General features: G+C 70.6%; 16 protein-coding genes. 6 read left to right on the top strand and 10 right to left on the bottom strand.

Translation table 11 applies throughout. The features are described from left to right. The first annotated feature begins 70 nt into the window (after positions 1–70). Positions 71–1072: an aldo/keto reductase gene (locus Amac_RS32270; RefSeq protein WP_155358197.1), complete on the top strand. Its 1002-nt coding sequence runs from the start codon at positions 71–73 to the stop codon at positions 1070–1072. Here Amac_RS32270 and Amac_RS32265 read toward each other — a convergent pair whose 3' ends face one another. From Amac_RS32265 to Amac_RS32245, 5 genes are read right to left on the bottom strand one after another with little or no spacing between them, the layout of a single operon-like run. Further along, complete coding sequence (locus Amac_RS32265; protein ID WP_155358196.1) at positions 1073–1948, bottom strand: CoA transferase subunit A; 876 nt, start codon at positions 1946–1948, stop codon at positions 1073–1075. Beyond that, positions 1945–3462, bottom strand: a complete 1518-nt coding sequence (locus Amac_RS32260; protein WP_155358195.1) for a class I adenylate-forming enzyme family protein — start codon at positions 3460–3462, stop codon at positions 1945–1947. The genes Amac_RS32265 and Amac_RS32260 overlap by 4 nt, the downstream gene beginning before the upstream one ends. Positions 3463–3475: 13 nt before the next feature. Further along, positions 3476–4270: an alpha/beta fold hydrolase gene (locus tag Amac_RS32255; RefSeq protein ID WP_155358194.1), complete on the bottom strand. Its 795-nt coding sequence runs from the start codon at positions 4268–4270 to the stop codon at positions 3476–3478. Beyond that, entirely contained in the window at positions 4267–5103 is an 837-nt protein-coding gene (locus Amac_RS32250; protein ID WP_155358193.1) for an alpha/beta fold hydrolase, read from the bottom strand. The genes Amac_RS32255 and Amac_RS32250 overlap by 4 nt, the downstream gene beginning before the upstream one ends. Next, entirely contained in the window at positions 5100–5918 is an 819-nt protein-coding gene (locus Amac_RS32245) for a CoA-transferase subunit beta (protein WP_170322772.1), read from the bottom strand. The genes Amac_RS32250 and Amac_RS32245 overlap by 4 nt, the downstream gene beginning before the upstream one ends. Before the next feature lie 85 nt (positions 5919–6003). Here Amac_RS32245 and Amac_RS32240 point away from each other — a divergent pair, with 85 nt between their 5' ends. From Amac_RS32240 to Amac_RS32220, 5 genes are read left to right on the top strand one after another with little or no spacing between them, the layout of a single operon-like run. Continuing rightward, complete coding sequence (locus Amac_RS32240; protein ID WP_155358191.1) at positions 6004–6897, top strand: DUF6282 family protein; 894 nt, start codon at positions 6004–6006, stop codon at positions 6895–6897. Between the two features lie 13 nt (positions 6898–6910). Continuing rightward, positions 6911–7819: a cupin domain-containing protein gene (locus Amac_RS32235; protein WP_155358190.1), complete on the top strand. Its 909-nt coding sequence runs from the start codon at positions 6911–6913 to the stop codon at positions 7817–7819. Further along, positions 7816–8214 carry a lipocalin-like domain-containing protein gene (locus tag Amac_RS32230; RefSeq protein WP_170322771.1) on the top strand — a complete coding sequence of 133 codons (399 nt, stop codon included), beginning with the start codon at positions 7816–7818 and terminating at the stop codon, positions 8212–8214. Before Amac_RS32235 ends, Amac_RS32230 begins: the two co-directional genes overlap by 4 nt. After that, entirely contained in the window at positions 8208–9038 is an 831-nt protein-coding gene (locus Amac_RS32225) for an amidohydrolase family protein (protein WP_170322770.1), read from the top strand. The genes Amac_RS32230 and Amac_RS32225 overlap by 7 nt, the downstream gene beginning before the upstream one ends. Further along, entirely contained in the window at positions 9035–9799 is a 765-nt protein-coding gene (locus tag Amac_RS32220) for an amidohydrolase family protein (protein ID WP_155358187.1), read from the top strand. Before Amac_RS32225 ends, Amac_RS32220 begins: the two co-directional genes overlap by 4 nt. 6 nt (positions 9800–9805) lie before the next feature. Here the strand turns inward: Amac_RS32220 and Amac_RS32215 are convergent, their stop codons facing one another. From Amac_RS32215 to Amac_RS32195, 5 genes are read right to left on the bottom strand one after another with little or no spacing between them, the layout of a single operon-like run. Then, the gene (locus Amac_RS32215) at positions 9806–10693 is read right to left on the bottom strand and encodes an SDR family NAD(P)-dependent oxidoreductase (RefSeq protein ID WP_155358186.1); all 888 of its coding nucleotides are present in this window, start codon (positions 10691–10693) and stop codon (positions 9806–9808) included. A 52-nt stretch (positions 10694–10745) separates the two neighbouring features. Next, entirely contained in the window at positions 10746–12293 is a 1548-nt protein-coding gene (locus tag Amac_RS32210; RefSeq protein WP_170322769.1) for an ABC transporter substrate-binding protein, read from the bottom strand. A gap of 18 nt (positions 12294–12311) precedes the next feature. Further along, positions 12312–13511 (bottom strand): cobalamin-independent methionine synthase II family protein, encoded by a 1200-nt coding sequence (locus Amac_RS32205; protein WP_155358184.1) that lies wholly within the window; start codon positions 13509–13511, stop codon positions 12312–12314. After that, entirely contained in the window at positions 13508–14521 is a 1014-nt protein-coding gene (locus Amac_RS32200; protein ID WP_155358183.1) for a peptidyl-alpha-hydroxyglycine alpha-amidating lyase family protein, read from the bottom strand. Before Amac_RS32200 ends, Amac_RS32205 begins: the two co-directional genes overlap by 4 nt. Then, entirely contained in the window at positions 14518–15726 is a 1209-nt protein-coding gene (locus Amac_RS32195; RefSeq protein WP_155358182.1) for an amidohydrolase family protein, read from the bottom strand. Before Amac_RS32195 ends, Amac_RS32200 begins: the two co-directional genes overlap by 4 nt. Positions 15727–15729 lie beyond the last annotated feature (3 nt).

Raw genomic sequence — 15729 nt, 5'->3', positions numbered from 1 at the left:
TCAGCTAGCGGGCAACGATACTCTTATTTATAGGACTTAAAGTCCGATAAATGGAACATGGGAGAGCAGTGTGGAGTTCGCGAACCTCGGCCGCAGTGGTCTGGTCATCAGCCGCTTGGTCCTCGGCACCGACAATTTCGGCACCCAGACCACCGAGGAGGACGCCTTCGCGATCATGGATCGGGCCCACGAGCTCGGGATCAACCTGATCGACACCTCCAACGTGTACGGCTGGCGGTTCGGCGAGGGCCTGACCGAGCAGATCATCGGCCGCTGGCTGGCCCAGGGCGGCGGCCGCAGGGACCGGACCGTGCTCGCCACCAAGCTGTACGGCCGGATGGCCGAGTGGCCCAACAACTCCGGCCTGTCCGCGCTGCACATCCGGCGCGCCTGCGAGGACTCGCTGCGCCGCCTGGGGACCGACCACATCGACCTCTACCAGCCGCACCACATCGACCGGAGCACCCCGTGGGAGGAGATCTGGGAGGCGATGGAGCTCCTGAAGACCCAAGGCAAGATCGTCTACGTGGGCTCCTCCAACCATCCCGCCTGGCATCTCGCCGGTGGCCAGGAGAGCGCGACCCGGCGCGGCCACCTCGGCCTGGTCAGCGAGCAGACCGTTTACAACCTGCTGGAACGCACGGCCGAGCTGGAGGTGCTGCCCGCCTGCCGGCACTACGGCGTGGGCATGATGCCGTGGTCCCCGCTGGACGCCGGGCTGCTCGGCGGCATCCTCCGCAAGGAGCGCGAGCACCTGCTGGGCAAACCGCTCCCCGGCGCCGGGATGGCCCCGCACCGGAGCCGCAGGCTGGTCAAGCTGGACCGGCACCGCGCCGCCGTCCAGGCCTACGAGGACCTGTGCGCGAAGCTCGGCGAGGACCCCGCGGACGTGGCCGTGGCCTGGCTGCTGCGGCAGCCCGGGGTGACCGCGCCCATCATCGGGCCCCGCACGGTGGAGCAGCTGAACGCCGCCGTGCGGGCCTTCGAGGTGCACCTGGACGAGGCGACGCTGGCCAGGCTGGACGAGATCTTCCCCGGCCCCGGCCCCGCGCCTGAGGCGTACTCCTGGTGATCAGCGGAAGGTCTGCTGGAGGGCCAGCAGACGCCGCACGCCCACTTTTTCCAGATATTCCTGGTGGTCGGCGACCGAGTGCACGTGGGTCTCCAGGTATTCCTTGGTGCGGTCCTGGGCGGCCAGGTCGCGGTACTCGACCAGCCGTTCCCGGTCGTAGCCGTAGTGGCCCGGGGAGGAGAGCGGGTAAGCGCCGTAGGGCGCGTGTGCCACGCGCTCCACGATGGCGCCGGGGATGGACACCAGGCGCGGGTCCGGCTGTGGGGCGTGCTCGTCCAAGATCTCGTCCGAGCTGATAATCACGTGGTCGCACGCCTTGGCCATCACGTCCTCGAAGCGGCGCTGGCCGAAGATCTGCGCGTTGCCCTTCCTGTCGGTGACCTGGGCGTGGAACAAGCCGTAGTCGGCGCGCAGGGCGGGGATGGTGGTGACCGTGCGGCCGGTGTACGGGTCGGTGGTGGTGCGGATGTCCGGGTTCACCTTGGGCAGGTCGGTGCCCTCGTACAGCGGGGGCAGCGGCAGGAACGGCAGGCGGCTGGCACCCGCGCGGAAGCCGTAGACGATGTACGCCTCGTCTCCCTCGACGATCTCGATGCTCTGGCTCTCGGCGGCCCTGCGGTAGTTGGGGGCCATACCGAGGAACTCCAGGCCGACGTAGGAGACGTGCAACCGCCGTACACATCCGGCGGCGATCAGCATGTCCACCGGCGCGCCCGCGCTGGGCGTCGGGATCAGTTCCAGGTCCCGCACGCCACGCCGGATCAGCGCGTTGACCAGGGCCATCGGGCTGTTGTGCGAGTGCACTCCGCCGAGCGCGATCGTGGCTCCGTCAGGGATGCCGGCGACCGCCTCCTCGGGGGTCGTCACCTTGCTCATCGCATGGACTCCTTCAGCTCGGCTCTTCTGATCTTTCCGCCCTCGTCCACCGGCAGGTCCGCGACGAACTCCACCTCGCGAGGGCGCTTGTATCCGGCCAGCCGCTCGGCGCAGTAGCCGAGCACCTGCTCCTCGGTCAGGTCCGCGCCGGGCACCCGCTGCACCAGCGCCTTGACCGACTCGCCGAACCGCTCGTCCGGCACGCCGAGCACGGCCGCCCTGGCCACGCCGGGACATGCCTGGAGCACCGCCTCGACCTCGCCCGCGTACACGTTCTGCGCGCCGGACCTGATCACGCCCTGGGCCCGGTCGGCCAGGTAGATGTAGCCGCGCTCGTCCCGCCAGGCGATGTCGCCCAGGCGCAGCCAGCCGTCCTGGAGCACCTGCCGGGTGAGTTCGGGCTGGCTCCAGTATCCGGAGAATACGCTGGCCGCCTTGATGCGCATCTCGCCGGTTTCGCGCACGGGCACCTCGCGGTCCTGCTCGTCGAAGATCTTCACTTCGGCGTACGCGGCTGGGCGGCCCACCGAGACCAGGGCGGTGGCCCCGGCGGCGAGGAAGTTGCGGTGGTCGTCGGGGGTGAGGAGCGCGGTGAAGCCGCCCGCCTCGGTGGCGCCGAAGGCGTGGTAGAGCTCGACGTCCAGGGCTTCGGCCACGGATTTGATCAGGCTCCAGGAGACCGAGGCGCCGCCGTAGCCGATCATCTTGAGGCGCTGGGCCTGGGACAGGTCCAGGTCGGGTAGTGCCCGGACCAGGTCCACGAGCATGGTGGGCACCAGGAAGGCGTGTTCGACGCCGTACTCGGCGATGTCCTTGAGGAAGGCGGCCGGGTCGAAGCGCCGCCGCAGGAGCAGGGGCACGCCCAGGTAGGCGGTGGTGGTCACGTAGGACGCGCCGACGCCCAGGCTGAGCGGGACCGAGAGCCAGGTCGGGCCGCCGCGCGGCACGTCGATCTCGGCCAGGTAGTTGGCGGTGTGGGCCAGCTGCTGGTCGTGGGTGGCCATGCAGCCCTTGGGCGCGCCGGTGGTGCCGCTGGTGTAGCGGAGCGAGCGCAGGTCACCGCCGTGGCCGGTCTCCGGGGTTGCGGCCGGGTCGCCGGAGTCGATCAGCTCGGCCAGCGTGGGGTGGCCGTCGAGGCCGACGGTGAAGACCGCGCGTACGCCGGGTAGCGCGGCGGCCGCCTCGACCGCGGCGGGGGTGTCGCAGATGACCGCGGACGCGCCGGAGTGGGCCAGGATGCGGGTGATCTCGGGTGCGGTCATCCGGGGGTTGATGCCGACCGCGACGAGGTTGATCTTCCATAGGCCGTAGAAGGCGGTCACCATGGGGTGGCTGTTGGCGAGCACGAGCGCGATCCGCTCCTGGGCGCGGTAGCCGAGGGCGGCCAGCGCGTTGGCCAGGCGGTCGCTCTCGTGGTCGAGTTCGGCCCAGGTCAGCTGCCGCTCGTCGGAGATGACGGCGAGCCGGTCGCCGCGCCGTACCGCGTTCTGCCGCAGCAGGTTCTCGATTCGCATGGATCTTCCGTTCTCAGCGGAGTGCCTGTTCCACCAGATTGGCGACCAGGCCGGGTTGCTCGATGTGCGCGTTGTGGCCGGTGTTCGCCAGCACGGTGACCGGGCGGCCGAGCACCGAGACCAGCTCCTCGTAGCGGATGCCGGGGTCGCGGTCGCCGCAGGCCAGCCGGACCGGGCAGGCGACACGGGCGGCCAGGGCGGCCAGCGCGGCGGGAGGCGCGGGTGGCGCGGCGGTGATCCGGGGATCGCCCGATAACCGGTAGCCGCTCTCGGCGACGGCGACCCCGCTGTCCAGGTCCGCCGCGGCGAATCCGGCCATCCCGGAGATCCGCCCGAACAGCTCGCGGGCCTGCTCCCGGCCGGGGAGGATCCGGATCGGCCGGGTCGCGGCGGCGGCGCGGCGGGTCAGTTCCTCCTCGGTCCAGCTCACCTTCATCGCGATGACCAGGACGGACGCGACGCTCACCCCGCGAGCGCCGTCCGCGAGGGCCAGCGCGATCATCGCGCCGAGGGAATGGCCGACCAGGTGCACCGGGCGCTCGCCCAGGCGCCCGCGGATGGCGCCGGCCACCGCGTCCGCGTAGCCGTCCGGGGAGTAGTCCAGCTGCCAGCGGGAGCGGCCGTGGCCTGGCAGGTCGGCGAGCAGCCAGCCGGCGTCGGGGCGGCGGCTGGCCAGTTCCCGGGTGACCGGCTTCCAGACCGCCCCCGAGGCGGCCGAGCCGTGCAGGAACACCACCGTCGGGCCCGCACCGCCGCCGGACTCCAGGTGCACGCCCGGTCCGGCCTGCGTCGGCCGGGGAGAAGTCATGATCCCTCCCGCTTGAAGAAGTCCAGCACCGTCTCGGTGAACGCTGCGGCACGCTCGATCTGCGGGTAGTGACCGCTCCCCGCGACGGTGACCGCGACCGCGCCGGGAATCTGCGCGGCCAGCTCCCGCCAGGTGCCCTCCGGCACCAGCCGGTCATGCTCGCCCCTAATCAGACAGGTGGGTACGGCGACGCCGCCATAGTCACGGACGGGCGGCCTTATGTGCGGGCGGCTCTCACCACGGCGCATCGGCGAGCGCAAGTTGCCCGCCGCCGCCGTCTCCCACGCGCCGGGGATGGCGCAGAAGTCGTACCTGCGGCGCAGATACGACTCGCTGTCCCGCCAGCGCGGATCGTGGAAGAGCACGTCCATGGACGGGCGCAGCCCTTCCAGGGTGCCGTCGAAATCCTCCAGCACCTTCCGGGCTGCCTCCGCCGGGGCGGCCAGACCGATCCCGGCCACCGCCATCGCTTTTATCGGCCAGACCGGCGCGGGTTTGCTGGCCACGTCCAGCAGCATGCGCCCGCTGAGCGAGGTGCCGATGAAGTACGCCGACTCGATCCGGAGCGCGCGCAGCACGCCGGAGACCTGGCGGAGCATCAGCCGTCGCTGGCCGCCGAAGTCTCTGAGCTTGTCGCTGTGCCCGTAGCCGACGAAGTCGAGCGCCATCACCCGGTGGTGTGCCGCCAGGGCCGGGATGCAGTGCTCCCAGGTGATCTCGGCGGCGGCGCCGTACTCACCGCCGTGGAGCAGGACCAGCGGGGGTCCTTCGCCGGCCTCCAGGTAGTGGGTGGCGCAGCCGTCCGCTACGAGGTGGCGCTCTGCCCAGTTCATGCCGTGGCGGGGTAGCGGCGCAGCACGCCTTCGGTGTCCACCTGGGTCCGCAGCAGGCGCAGCTCCTCCTCGGTCGGCGGGTCGACGGTCCGCACGTCGTCGGCGACCAGCAGCTCGAACCCGGTGGCCGCCTGGACCCGCTCGACGCTGCTCCACGGGTGCACCTTGATCAGCCGCATCCGGCGGCTCTCCGGCTCGAAGTCGAACACCCCGAGCGGGGTGAACACCCGGCGGGGACCATCGGACTCGGGGCGGAAGACCTTGCTGCGGGAGTCGCCGCCGTCCAGCCACCCCGCGCCGCTGATGAAGTCCACCTTGTCGACGAAGATCCTCGGCGTGTGGTGCTCGGTGTAGATGTAGCTGGTCTTGAAGCCGCCCAGGAAGATCAGCCCGATCGTGCCGGGGCCGCGGACCTTGGGCTTGTCCCACGGGCCGATCACGGCCATGTTGAGATTGCCGTGCTTGTCGATCTGCATCCCGCCCAGGAACGCGAAGTCGAACCGGATCGCGGTCTCGAAGTCCACCACATCGTCAAGAGAGAACTGGTACTCGCTGGTCACCAGGTTGCGGTAGTCGGCGGACGACTCGGTGAGCCGCTGGATCTTCGGGTTCATCGCGCCGCTGCCGCCGCAGAAGAAGGACAGGTTCGGCGCGTGGGTGAGCTGCGCCAGCCGCAGCCCGGCCGCGGGGATGTGCGAGGCGGCGCCCACGGAGCCGAAGTCGCCGTCGGCCATCTCGTGCGAGATGGAGATCGCCATCATCTCGGCCCAGGTGTAGCTCGTGTCCGGCACGTGACCCCCAAGGAAGCTTGCCATGATGGCGATTCGCATTTATCGTACATCAAGTCCGCAATGTGTTACACACTCTAGGGTGGCGGCACCGCTGTCAAGAGGAACGACGATGATCCGACCGTCCGCGATCGAGCGAGCCCTGCACGGGCTTGTCGATCTGCACTGCCACTCCGGGCCCAACCCCCTCCCGCGCCGGTTCGACCATGTGGGCGCCGCCGCCGACGGCGCGCGGCTGGGCATGCGGGCGCTGCTGGCCAAGTCCCACCACCACAACACGGTGATGGACCTGCTGGCCATGCGGGATCGGCTGGCCCCGCTCAGCACCGCCGTGTACGGCGGGATCGCCCTCAACAACCAGGTCGGCGGCATCAACCCGTACGCGGTGGAGATGTGCCTGCGGATGGGTGGGCGGTGCGTGTGGTTCCCCACCATCTCCTCCCGCGCGCACATCGACCATCACAACTCCGGTGGCGGCTTCCCCAAGCCGACCATCCCGCTGTCGCTCGCCCAGGTCGACGTGCGCGGCCCGGACGGCGCGCTGATCCCCGAGGTCGGCCGGGTGCTCGATGTGATCGCCGAGTCCGGTGCGCTGCTGTCCGCCGGGCACATGGCACCCGGCGACATTCTGGAGGTCTTCGCCGCCGCCCGGGATCGGGGCATCCGGCGGCTGGTGGTCAGCCATCCGAACTTCGTGATCGGCTCAGATCCCGCGCAGTGCCAGGAGTTCGTCCGGCTCGGCGCGTACATCGAGCACGAGACCAGCATGTACGACCCCGAGGTGGCCCAGGCCCGATGGTCGCCCCGGCAGCTGCTCGACTGGATCGAGCAGGTCGGGCCCGAGCGCACCGTGCTCGCCTCCGACCTCGGCCAGGCGGGGCGGCCGATGCCCGTGGACTCCTTCATCCGGGTCGGCTCCGCGCTGCTGGACCTCGGCCTGCCGGAGAAGGACCTAGGGCAGATCGTCCGCGTCAACCCCTCCTACCTGCTCGGCCTGGACGACTGAAAGGACCGATCGCATGTACAGCGCAACCGATCCGCGCTCCGCGCTCAACACGGGACGCCCGATCGACACCAGCGCGCCGATCGCCGCGCTGGCCACCTTCGAGTTCCTCACCCTGCCGCCGCAGGAGACCACCGAACGCGGAGGCAGAACCTGGTATGCCCGGGGGCAGAACCTGGCGATCGCCTACAGCCGGCTGGCCGGCGGCGACACGCTCAGCCGCTCGGCCGCGGAGCAGGGCGAGGAGTATGTCGTGATCCTGCCGGATGCCGAGGCCACCATCGAGGTCACGGCAGGCTCCGAGAGCAGGACGGTGTCCGGCAGCGGCCTGGTCGTCGTGCCCCCGGGCGACAGCTCGATCACCGCGCGCGGCCAGGTGGAGCTGTTCCGCCTGTTCGACGTACGCGCCTCGGACGTGCTGGCCCGCTGCGCCAACGCCGCGTCCTACGCCGAGCCGCACCCCCGGGTGGCCTTGCTGGAGCCCTGGCCGGACCCGCCCGCCGGGCACCGGCTGCGCGTGTATCTCACCGCCGACTACCCCAGGGAGCCGGGCCGATTCGGGCGGATCTTCCGGACCAGCTCCTTCATGGTCAACTTCGGTGACCCCAGCGACGGGCCGCGCGACCCCGACCGGATGTCCCCGCACCACCACGACGACTTCGAGCAGTGCTCGCTGACCGTGGCGGGCGACTACGTCCACCACGTCCGCACCCCCTGGACGGCCAAGCTGGACCAGTGGCGCGACGATGAGCACGCCCGGGTGGGCAGCCCGTCCGTGGCGATCATCCCACCGCCCACCGTGCACACCAGCCAGGCCATGGGCGCCGGGCGGCACCTGCTCATCGACGTGTTCAGCCCGCCGCGCGCGGACTTCTCGGCCAAGGCCGGGTGGGTGCTCAACGCGGCGGAGTATCCAGCCCCGTGATCATCGGCACCTGGCGTCTTGACGACTACTACCTGGAGAACGGGGAACGGCCGCTCGGCGACACCCCGCTCGGGCGGCTCCTCTACGGTCCGGACGGCTACATGGCGGTGCAGTACATGCCAGGGAACCGGCCGCCGCTGGCCGCCTCCAACTGGCGCTGGGCCAGCGACGCGGAACGGCTCGACGCGGTGCGCGGCTACGGCGCCTACAGCGGCCGGTACGAATGGCTCGGCGACCGGATCGTCCACCACGTCGAAGCCGCCATCTATCCCAACTGGATCGGCGCCACGCTGGTCCGCCTGGCCGTCGTGACGGGATCCCGGCTGGTCCTACGCGCCGAGCACACCCCTGGCCAGCCCCCCACGCCCGTCCTCGTCTGGGAGCGCCTGTGCTGATCGACGCGCACGCCCACCTGACCGTCAACGACCCCGCCTACCCGGGCGCCGAGGTGCGCGACCCGATGACCGCGGAACGGCTGCTCGCCGCGCTGGACGAGCACGGACTCGCCGCCGCCGTCGCGGTGCAGCGAGCGCACGTGTACGGCTTCGACAACAGCTACGTCGTGGACTCGGCCGCACGGCATCCGGACCGGCTGGCGGCCATGTGCGTGATCGACGCTTTGGCCGACGACGCCGACGCGGTGGTACGCCGCTGGGCGGCGCGCGGCGCGGTGGCGATGCGGCTGACCGCCCCGGGCGGCCACCAGCACGGCGGCCCTCGCGGCACGGACTGGTTCGCGGGCCCTGCGGCGCTGCGGGTCTGGCGGCAGGCCGCCGAGCTCGGGCTGTCCATGTGCCTGCACATTTACCGGTGGAACCGCGACGACTGCCTGGCCGCCCTGCCCGGCGTGGTCCGCGCGTTCCCCGGCACGCCCGTCGTGCTCGACCACATCGCCAGCGTGGAAGCCGACCGGCCGGAGCCGTACCCCGGGGCGGACGGGCTGCTCGCGCTGGCCGACCTGGAGCAGGTGCACGTCAAGGTCACCACCCTTAACCACGCCCGGCTGCTGGCCGCCGGGGTGGCCCCGGCGGACGTGGTGTTCTGGCTGGTGTCCCGGTTCGGGGCCGGGCGGGTGTTGTGGGGTTCGGACGTCACGCAGACCCCGGTCGGCTATCCGGACATGGTCCGGATCGGCCGGGAATCGGTGGCCGGACTCACGCCTGGAGACGCCGCCCTCGTCCTCGGCGGCACGGCCGCCCGCCTGTACGGCCTGACATGACGCTGCCGCTGGTCGACACCCACGTCCACCTGTTCAGCAAAGCGCTGCCACTGGCGGCCGGAGCCTGGACCCGGCCGGAGGGCGACCTGACCACCGAGGCGTTCCTGCCGATGATGGACGCGCACGGCGTCAGCCACGCGGTGATCTCGGCGATGAGCCTGCTCGACGACCGGGACGCGTACACCCTGGCCGCGCTCCGCGCCCACCCGCGACTGCGCGGCACGGTGCAACCGAAACTCGCGCAACAGTCCCCCGGCGTGGTCGGCGTACGGTTCCAGTGGCGTCGCCGTACCGACCCGGACCTGACCGGGTACCGCGAACTGCTGCGGCAGGTCGCCGAGCTGGACTGGCACGTCGAACTCAACGTCGAGCTGGCACGGCTGCCGCTCGTGCTGGAATCGCTGCTGGCCGCCGGAGTGAAGGTAGTCGTGGACCATTTCGGCGACCCGCACCCGGAGACCGGCTACGCCAACCCCGGGGGCACGGCGCTGCTGCGCGGCCTGGCCACCGGACGGGTCTGGGTGAAACTGTCGGCCGGATACCGGTTCCGCGTCTCCCCCGCCAGGCTGGCCGGATACGCGGCGACGCTGCTCGCCGCCGCCGGACCGGAACGGCTGTTCTGGGGCAGCGACGCACCCTTCATCGGCGCGCGACAACCGCTCACCTACCAGGACGCCGTGAACTCCTTCGCGACCATGGTGCCCGATCCGGTCATTCGCGACCGGATCACCCGCACCTCCCTCGCGTTCTACTTCACCTGAGTCCTTTCAGCGGCCGGGTGGCAGGTGGCTCTGCAGGTGCTTGCTGAACCCGGCGAAGTCTTCGACCAACTGGTCCGCCGTCCAGCCGCCCTCCCGGTGGGTCACGAACTCCTCCTTCGGATGCGCCCAGATGGCGAACTTGTCGCCGCCGAAGCCGAAATACTGCCCGGTGATCCCGGCCGACTCCGCCGAGGACAGGTAGACCACCAGCGGGGCCACGTCCTGGACGGTGCCGATGCCGCGGCGGCGCAGCTCGGGCGGGACCGGGGCGCCGGCCTCCACCTGGGCCACCACCTCGGCCAGGTCCGGGATGGTCGCCGCCATCCGGGTCAGCGCGATCGGCACGATGGCGTTCACCGTCACCCCGGCCTTGGCCAGCTCGATCGACCAGACCCGGACCATGGCGATGATCGCCGCCTTGGACGCCGCGTACGCGGTCTGCCCGAAGCTGCCGTACTGGCCCGCGGGCGAGCCGACCAGGATCAGGCGGCCGCCGTCGCCCTGCTCGCGGAAGCGGGCGGCGGCGGCGCGGCCGCAGGTGAAGGTGCCGCGCACGTGGCTGTTCAGGACGAGGTCGAACTCCTCGTCGGTGACCTTGCCCAAGGTGCGGTCGCGGAGCGCGCCCGCGTTGGTGCACATCACGTCCAGCCGGCCGAACTCGGCGACGGCCCGCTGGACCAGCGCGTCGGCCGACTCGGCCGTGCCGACCGCGCACACCTCGGCGACGGCCCGGCCGCCCGCCCCGGTGATCGCGGCCACGGTCTCGGCCGCCGCGTCGCCGTCGATGTCGTTGACCACCACGCCCGCGCCCGCGGCGGCCAGCGCCTCAGCGTACGCGCGGCCGAGGCCCCGTCCAGATCCGGTGACGATCGCGACCTTGTCGTCGAGCCGCACAGTCTTCCTCCATGGTGTTCCGGGGGGCGTCCCGAGGACGCCCCCCTGCGACTTATGAGCTGATCTTGATGGGGGCGAAGTCGTAGTCGCCCGTCACCGGCACCTCCATGCCGGTGACGCCCTTGCGGAAGGCGGCCACGTAGGTGACGCCGCAGACCGGCACCACCGGCGGGCCGACCTCCAGGACCTTCTTGAAGATCTCCTGGAGCGGCGCCGCGCGCTGGGTCACGTCGTCGCTGACCCGCGCCTGGGCGAGCAGCTCCGCACCGCCGGGCAGCTCGAAGCCGCCGGGGTTGTAGAGGCCGCCCTTGAGGTAGAAGTCGGCGACGAACTGGCTGGGGTCGGGCCGCCCGGCCTGGAGCAGCGAGACGGTGGCGGTGAACTTGCCGGTCCTGCGCGCGTTCACCATCTGCTGGAACTCCAGCACCTTGATGGTGACCTTGATGCCGACCTGCTGCAGCTGGGCCTGGAGCGCCTGCGCCAGGGTCTGGTAGGAGGTGTTGGGGCCGACCTCCAGCTGCATCTCGAAGCCGTTCGGGAAACCCGCCTCGGTCAGCAGCTGCTTGGCCTTGGCCGTGTCGTAGTACGGCTTGACGTCGTTGAGCTCGGGCACGTTCGCCCAGAAGCCCTGCTGGAGCGGCTGCACGGCCGGCGTGCAGGAGCTGGCGTAGAGGTTCTTGCTGATCGACTCGCGGTCGATCGCGTACAGCATGGCCTCGCGGATCTTCGGGTCGGCCAGCTTGTCGGAGCCGGTGTTGATGAGGATGCCGTTGAAGGTGGTGTTCGCCCCCTTGATCACGGTCAGGCCGGACGCCTCGGCCTCCTTCATCTGGCTGGGCGTGATGGACGTGCCGTCCGCCTGGCCCGACTTGACCGCGCGCAGCCGGGTGGACTCGTCGGAGAAGACCGCCATCTCGATGCCGCCGATGGTGATGCGCTTGGCGTCCCAGTAGCCGTCGAACCTCTTGAAGGTCACCTTGCCCTCGCTGAGGGTGTCCAGCTGGAACGGCCCGGTGCCGACCGGCTTGCCGGTCAGGCCGGGGTCGGTGAGCGCGCTCGGCGCGACCACGATGCCCGCCTCCCCGGCCAGCACGTTGATCATGTATCCGGACGGCTCCGTGAAGGTCAGCTTGACCTGGTCGGGGGCGAGCGCCTCGACCTGCTCAAGCCCCGCGAGGGTGCCCGCCAGCGCCCCTTCCTTCTTGTACGCCTCCAGGGACGCCTTGACGGCTTCGGCGTTGAGCTCCTCGCCATTGTGGAACTTCACGCCCGGCCGGAGCTTGAAGGTGATCGTCTTGTTCTCGTCCGCGAGCTGCCACTCGGTGGCCAGGCCAGGAATGATCTCCCCGGCCGGGGTGCGGTTGATCAGGCTCTCGTAGACGACGTCCAGGAAGACGGGGTCCAGCGGCGCCGACTTGCGCGGGTCGAAGGAGGTCGGCATGCCCGGCACCGCCCACCTCAGGATGGCGTTGTTGTCATATCCCGCCGCGGCCGGTTGGGCGCTCCCGGCCGGACTCCCCCCGGTTTCGCTCCCGCACCCGGCGAGGACGAGACCTAAGGAGAGGATCACACCGGCCGATTTCACTGATGTTCGTTTCACGGCCCTTGCCTCCATATTTCACTTGTTCCGCAACCGCTCAGCGGCGATTGCGGCGCCTTCGGCGAGAGCGCGCAGCTTCGCCCAGACGATCTCCTCGTGGCCCACCCGGGATCCGATCCCGCAGTCGGTGCCGGCGTGCAGGTTCTCCCTGCCGACCACGCCGGCGAAGTTCACCAGCCGCTCGGCGACCAGCTCGGGATGCTCGACCAGGTCGGTCGCGTGGCTGACCACCCCAGGGATGAGGATCTTGCCCTCGGGCAGCTTCACGTCCTCCCACACCCGCCACTCGTGCGCGTGCCGGACATTTCCTGCCTCGATGGCGTACGCACCCGCGTTGACCTTGATCAGCAGGTCGGCGATGTGCTGCAGGCCGATGTCCTGGGTGTGCGGGCGGTGGCCGCTGCCCCAGCAGGTGTGCAGCCGGATCTGGTCGGCGGGCAGCCCGGCGATGCTGTGGTTGAGCACCTCGACCGCCGACTCCAGGTAGCGGCGCAGGTCCTCCACCGTCCAGCTGGGGTGGAACTGCCAGGTGGTGGCGAACTCCGGCTCGTCGATCTGCAGGATCAGACCGGCGTCGGTGATCGCCCGGTACTCCTCGCGGAGCGCCTCGGCCACCGCGAACATGTAGTCCTCTTCGCTCGGGTAGTACGCGTTCCGCGCGCCGGCGCCCAGGCTGAGCGGGCCGAGGGCGGCGATGAAGCCGTCCGCCTCCCTGCCCGTGAGGGCGGTTTTCAGGGCGTCGATGTCGGCGGCGATGGCGTCCTGGCCGGTGTAGGCGATCGGGGACGTGCACACGCGTTCGGTGGTGGAGAGCTTCGGGGCGGCGCCGGGTGTCGAGAAGCCGGGCCGGATCGGGCCGCCCGAGCCCGCCAGCCACAACCCGGAGGCGTACATGCCGGGGAACTCGGCCTTGTCGCGGGCCGCCACGAACTCGCGCTTCGGCGGCGTGCCCGGCTCGATGGGCAGGGTCTCCCAGCCGGTCACCCGGGCGTGGATATAACCGGAATATCCGGACATGTTCGCGGCTTTGACGTACTCGCCGTCGTTGACGGTGTCCAGGCCGCAGGCGATCTGGAGGTCCACGACCTCGCCTACCGCGCCTGGGAGTCGCTCGTCCACGGCCGCCTGCTCGCCCTGGGCGATCAGGTCGTCCAGGTCCTTGGGTCTGGGCAGGTTGCCGCCGTGGGTGGTGAGAATTCGGTGGGTGTCGCGCCTCATACGATTCCTTTGAATTTCTGGAGTTGGTGGCTGGCGCACGACTGGTCGACCAGGCCTGGTCTGACGGCGAAGCTGTAGGTCACCTCGGCGACGTACAGGTCGCCGCGGGAATCCAGCGCGATGCCGTGCGGGGCGATGAAGTTGCCGGGGGCGGCGCGGTCCTGGGTGGAGTCGCCCCACCGCTCGAGCACGCCGCCGTCCTGGCCCAGCACGGAGAGCCGGGCCGGGTGGTCCTCGGTCATCTCACCGTGGACGAAGGACTTCGCGCCCTTCGGCCGCCACAGCTCGGCCACGAAGACCGTGCCGTCCGGGGCGACGGTCAGCGCGCAGGGGCGGCGCACGTCCGTCCACGCCTCGATGAACTTGCCGGTGGTGTCGAACACCTGGATGCGGTCGTTCTCGCGGTCGCCGACCAGGACCCGGCCGTCGGGGGTGATGTCCAAGCAGTGCGGGAGGTGGAATTGGCCGGGGCCGGTGCCGATCTCGCCCCAGGAGTGGATCAGTTCGCCGTCGGGGGTGAAGTGGTGGACGCGGCAGTTGCCGTATCCGTCGGTTATGTACAGGTCGCCGTCGGGGGCGACGGCCAGGGCGGTGCAGCGGTTGAAGGGGCCGCCGGGGTGGCGCACCCGCTCCACGCTGTGCACCCGCGCGGGGCCGGTGGAGGTGTAGCCCGTGTCGGAGGGGATGCCCTCGGTTCCGATGGTGAGGAGCAGTTCTCCGTCGGGGGTGAACTTGCGCACGGTGTGGTCGCCCGCGTCCACGCAGTAGATCGCGCCGTCGGGTCCGACGGTCAGGCCGTGCGGCATGGTGAAGAGGCCGAGTCCCCAGGAGCGGACGAACGTGCCGTCGCGCTCGTAGACCAGGACCTGGTGGTCGAAGCGGGTGAACAAGTAGACGCGGTCGTCCGCGTCCACATCCACGGCGGTCACATCCGCGTGCCGCAGGCCGTCGGGCAGGCGCTCCCAGTCGTCGTCGAGGAGGAAGCGACGGCGGTCGCCGCGTGTGGTCATAACGCCCCCCGGGTGGCCGGGAGCCAGCCCCACGGGTGGGTGCCCCACACCGGTGGCACCAGTTCCCCTGCTCGTACGGTGTGCACGGGCACCAGGCCGTATCCGCCGTGGAAGGTCTCCTGCGCGGTGTCGACGAACTCGAAGTCGCCCTCGACCAGGTCCAGGACGGTGAGATCGGCTTCGCGCCCGACGGCGATGGCTCCCAGCTCGTGCTCTAGGCCGATCGCCTTGGCCGCGTTCACCGTGGTCATCCGCACCACGTCGGCCAGGCTGTAGCCGACGGCCAGGAACTTCGCCATGCATTCGAGCAGCGAGTGGAAGTTCTGGCCCATCGCCGTCAGGTCGCTGCTGATGGTGTCCGGCGCGAGGCCCAGCTCGCGCTGCTCGCTGGCTACCCGGTAGCCGAAGTTGCCGCGGCCGAGCGCGGAGTCCAGGATCACACCGCGTTCCCTGGCCGCGACCAGGGCTTGCGTCATCCCCTGCGCGCCGCCGGGGTTGGGCGTGCACAGGTGGGTGAGGATGTCGCCGGGGTCCAGCTGGTCGAGGGCGAACCGGGTGATGGGGGTGAGCCGCTCGGGATTCGGTCGCCGGTGCGCGGACAGGTCGCCGATGTGGATCATGAGCGGCACGCCGTACTCGCGGGCCACGTCCTTGGCGGCGGCGAAGACCTCCTTGCCGCGCTCGGCGACGAGTGGCCCGACCAGCCGTAGCTTGACGCCCTGGACCAGGCCGGGGTTGGCGGCCATGCACCGGGCGATGGCGTCCTGGTCGATCTCGTCCATGCTGTTGACGTCCACCATGGTGGGCATGGTGTGGGCGTGGCTGCCGATGTTCAGGTAGGGCACGATCCTGGTCCTGGCCTTGGGCTGGATGAAGGCCGAGAAGACGCCGATGGCGGCCACGCCGACCGAGCCCGCGTCCACGAGCGTGGTCACTCCGGATCCGACGCCGATCACGTCGGGGTCGCAGCCCTCCATGCCGACGCCGGGGGTGATGGCGCCGTACGCGACGTGGGTGTGCAGATCGATCAAGCCGGGCACCACATATCGGCCGCGCACGTCGATGACGCGGCGGGCTTGATCGGCGAGGATGTCCTGGCCCAGCGCGCTGATGCGCCCACCAGTGATCGCCACGTCCAGGACACCGTCGATGGCCTGTCCCGGGTCCAGGACCCGGCCGCCTCTGATCAGCAGGTCGTATTCCATCGG

It is taken from the genome of Acrocarpospora macrocephala (genome assembly GCF_009687865.1).
Taxonomy (GTDB): domain Bacteria; phylum Actinomycetota; class Actinomycetes; order Streptosporangiales; family Streptosporangiaceae; genus Acrocarpospora; species Acrocarpospora macrocephala.
The sequence above is the reverse complement of the archived record's forward strand: the minus strand, read 5'-3'. Positions and strand labels throughout refer to the sequence as shown.